The sequence below is a fragment of the Deinococcota bacterium genome, assembly GCA_030858465.1.
Classification (GTDB): domain Bacteria; phylum Deinococcota; class Deinococci; order Deinococcales; family Trueperaceae; genus JALZLY01.
Map to the genome: position 1 here is coordinate 1 of JALZLY010000095.1, position 3,673 is coordinate 3,673.

Below are 3,673 nucleotides of genomic sequence, written 5' to 3' on the forward strand. Positions count from 1 at the left end.
CGTCGTAGAAGTAGAATCTCGACGTGGCATCTGTGAAAGGTCACCACAACCTAGTGGTCCGTCAGCCTTCTTTTGATGGGTCGTTGCGTTCACGAAGTATCCCGATTCGCGCAGCACTCCGCAGGAAGGGTGGAGCGAAGCGGGTTTCGCGAAGCACTCCGCAGGATTCGCGCAGCTTCCCGAAGGGGCGAAGTCGTGCGAAGCAACGCGGCAATCTCACGCCTCGCTCTTCACCAGAGATTGCTTCGCTTCGCTCGCAATGTTCGCGCAGCACCCCGCAGGGACAACCCATCATTTTCGCCTTGACTGACTACTAGCACCCACGCCAGGTTCAACGGGTCTTCGCCTTCTCGCCGCTACCACCTTCAGCCGGTGCTCCCGGAGTCGTCACTACCCCCACCTATTTGCTTGGCAACCGTCACGACTTGCGTCACCTTCCACTATAGGGCACCGCCCGCAGCCGGTAGTCGCCGGGCTCGAGCCAGTCACTCATGAGGCGCGCCAGGGTACTTGGTTTAATCCCTCGATACTGCCAAAGTGCTTGTCGTTTTCGAGCAGGGGAACCTGGTATTTGAGAGCTATCTGTGCAATCAAGCCGTCGGTTGCGGGCAGAGTGATTCCCTTACGTCTCAGGTCCGCCAAGGTGTCACCCGTCCGCGCAAAGTCTTCTTCACCGGTCTCTAACCGCACGGTCGATTGCAGGAGCAAGAGCACGTCCTCTTCACCACGCCGTAGCCCTTGCCGCACCTCGAGTTCAACCATGCCGCAAATCGCGGCGCTCCCATCGGCTAGGGCCGCGTCGACCACGTTTGCCACGGGCTGCCGATTCTGGAAGAAGTCGATCCAGGCACTGGTGTCGATCAGACGGAGGTTACTCAAGCACGGCTTCCAGCTCGCGTAGTTCGGCCGCCTCGATCTCGTCGTTGGAGAGAATATCTACCTTGCCCCTGAGGGCTCTGAGACGCTCGAGCCGACGCCTTCTCAAAAACTCAGCTACTGCCGTATAGACTGCTTGCGTCATGTTGTCAGTCCCGGTAGCGTCGAGTAGTTCTCGCATCATCTCATCACCAAGCGTCACGGTTGTTCTCATACGCTATTCTAGCACCATTTTCCCTAAGCTTGATACGTTTCTTTTGCACCGATGTATGCACCAGCTAAACCGTTTCACGGTATTCCGTTTTACGCGCTTTAGCTGTGGGAGTGTCAAGAAACTAATGAAGCTGCAATGTCAACAGAACCTAACGCCTGCCCTCAATGTGCCTGACCTCAATGTGCCTGGCCTCAATGCCTGACCTCGACCAGCATCTGCAAGGTGGGCGCGTAGGTTTCAAAGGTGGCGAGGAGGCGACCGCCGGGATCGTACTTGCGAATCAGGTGGCCACCGCGGCGTGCGGCGTAGAGGTAGCCAGCGTCGTCGACACCCAGGTCGAGAAGCGAATCCGCCGCCTCGCCTCGCAGCAGGTTGACCGAATAGCTGACGCCGAGCTTGCCGTCGGGGTCTATCCTGCGGATCTTACGCGCGCTGGCGTCGCTGATATAGAGGTTGCCGCGGCCGTCGACGGTGAGGCCGTCGAGCAGGCGCATGCCGCCCTGGCCGCCAGCCAGCTTAAAGGCCCAGCGCGACAGGTAGCTGCCGCCCTCGCTGAAGTGCTGCACCTGCTTGTTGCCGTAGTCGAGGACGTAAAGCGAGCCGTCCGGGCCCGCGACCACCACCTTGGGGTCGTTCAGGAGGCCGCGGCCCGACCCCTTGCCGCCAAAGCCGCCGATGAAGCCGCCGCCGGCGCTGTAAGCCTGCACCCGGTGCCTCCCAAGGTCGAGGACGTAGATGCGCTCCCCGGAACCGACCGCGAGCGAGATGGGATGGAGCAGCTCGGCCTCGCCCGGGCCGTAGGGACCGAAGCTCGAGACCTTGGTGCCGGCGGCGTCCAGCTTGTGGATCATCTCCTGCTGAGCGCTGCCCACCCGGTAATCGAAGATGGCCGCGTAGAGGGAGCCACGCCCATCGGCGGCCAAGGCCACGGGCGCGGCCGAAAAGTTGTCCTTGGCCACGCCGATGTCAGCCACGGAGGTGTGCAGGTTGCCGCTGGTGTCGAAGACGCGCAGGACGCCCTGGCGCGCGCTCACGGTGACCAGCAGGCGGCTCGCCATGTCGGCCCCTTGCTCCTCCTTCAGGTCGGGCCGGCACAGGCTCGCCAACACCTCCCCCAAGCCCGGCCGGTTCTCGGCTTCCTTGGCGATCATCTGCATGACCAGGGCGTCCACGGCCTTGGGCACCTGGAGGTTCAGTTGCCGGGGCGGCGCCGGCGTCTGGAAGATCTGCTGGTGGACGATGGCCTCGTAGGAGCCCCTAAAGGCCGTCTGGCCGGTGAGCATCTCGTAGAAGACCAGGCCGAGGCTGTAGACGTCGCTGTCGAAGTTGGTCCTGAGCCCACGCGCCTGCTCGGGCGACATGTAGACGGGCGTGCCCACGCGCGCGCCGCTCATGGTGAGGCGCGAGGTCACCTTGCCCCCGGCGATGCCGAAGTCCATCAGCTTGACGCCGTTCGGATCGAGCCGCGGCTCGCCGCCCTCGTTCTCCCCGATCGCGCCCTTTAGGATCATGACGTTGGCAGGCTTGATGTCCCTGTGGATGATGCCCGCGCCGTGGATGTGCTGCAGCGCGATCACCACCCGCTTCATGATCTCGAGGCTGAGCGCCACCGTCAGCTCGTCGGCGTCGATGGAGGCCTCCAGGCTGCGCCCGTCGACGAACTCCATCACCATGAAGTGGCGGTCGCCGGCCTTGCCGTGCTCCAAGGTGCGCACGATGTTGTCGTGGTCCAAGCGCTGAGCGACCTCGGCCTCACGGTGAAAGCGGCGGATGAACTTGCTGTCGCTCAGGTACTGCTCCATGGGGATCTTCAGCGCGACGACCTCGCCGTCCTTCTTGCGCCGTGCGCGGTAGACGCTGGCCATACCGCCCGAGCCCACCTTGTCGAGCAGCTCGTAGCCGGGGATGTAGTCTTCCCCGGGCGCTTCGCCCGCGCCGGGGGTCCTTCCCCGCCGGGGCGCCACTTTGGAATCCCGGGAATCCCGCCATGCGCGGCTGCTCCAAGGCGCGAGGAGAGTAGCCATCAAGGCGGCGCTGATGAGCACGCCCGCGGCGCGCTCCACACCGCCCAGAGCCGCCGCAGCAAGCGCCAGGACCAGACCCAGACCCAGGCCCAGCCGGCTCAACCAGACGGGCAACCGCAAGAGGAGCACCGCCAGGACGAGCGTGAGCAGGACGAGCAGGAGGATCACAAGAACTCCGCGGCACTGGAGGTGACGTGCTCGAGGGTGACGTTCCCGTCGCCCCCGAGCGGACGCAGGAGGGTGCGGTGACCGGTAAGACCTGAGCGCACATCAGACAGTCTACCGTGAAAGCTTGCCGCCTTGGCAGGTCTCGAGCTTCCTCACGGACCACAAACCTTCCCAAAATGTACAAACTCCTGTACAATGCCCACATGATCAAAGCTCTGCCCAAGACGGTCAGCGCGGCCGAAGCACGTGCGAACTTTGCCGAGATCGTGGGCGGCCTCGCCGCGCCTGAGGCCGCCGAGGTGGTGATCACCCGCCACGGCCGGCCGGTGGCCGTCCTCCTGAGCGCCGAGCGCTACAGCGAGCTGATCGCTACCCTCGAGACGCTCGAGGA

4 protein-coding genes are annotated in these 3,673 nt (G+C 63.8%); 1 reads left to right on the forward strand and 3 read right to left on the reverse strand.

Features of this window, described 5'->3' with window-relative positions; all coding sequences use genetic code 11:
• Positions 1-489: 489 nt before the first annotated feature.
• From M3498_04495 to M3498_04505, 3 genes are all read right to left on the reverse strand, one after another.
• Entirely contained in the window at positions 490-879 is a 390-nt protein-coding gene (locus M3498_04495; GenBank protein MDQ3458556.1) for a PIN domain-containing protein, read from the reverse strand.
• Entirely contained in the window at positions 872-1,090 is a 219-nt protein-coding gene (locus M3498_04500) for a type II toxin-antitoxin system VapB family antitoxin (protein ID MDQ3458557.1), read from the reverse strand. The genes M3498_04495 and M3498_04500 overlap by 8 nt, the downstream gene beginning before the upstream one ends.
• Before the next feature lie 191 nt (positions 1,091-1,281).
• Positions 1,282-3,282 (reverse strand): protein kinase, encoded by a 2,001-nt coding sequence (locus tag M3498_04505; GenBank protein MDQ3458558.1) that lies wholly within the window; start codon positions 3,280-3,282, stop codon positions 1,282-1,284.
• Positions 3,283-3,485: 203 nt separating this feature from the next.
• Here M3498_04505 and M3498_04510 point away from each other — a divergent pair.
• Positions 3,486-3,673: type II toxin-antitoxin system Phd/YefM family antitoxin (locus tag M3498_04510; GenBank protein MDQ3458559.1), on the forward strand; the 188-nt coding region annotated here is incomplete at its 3' end.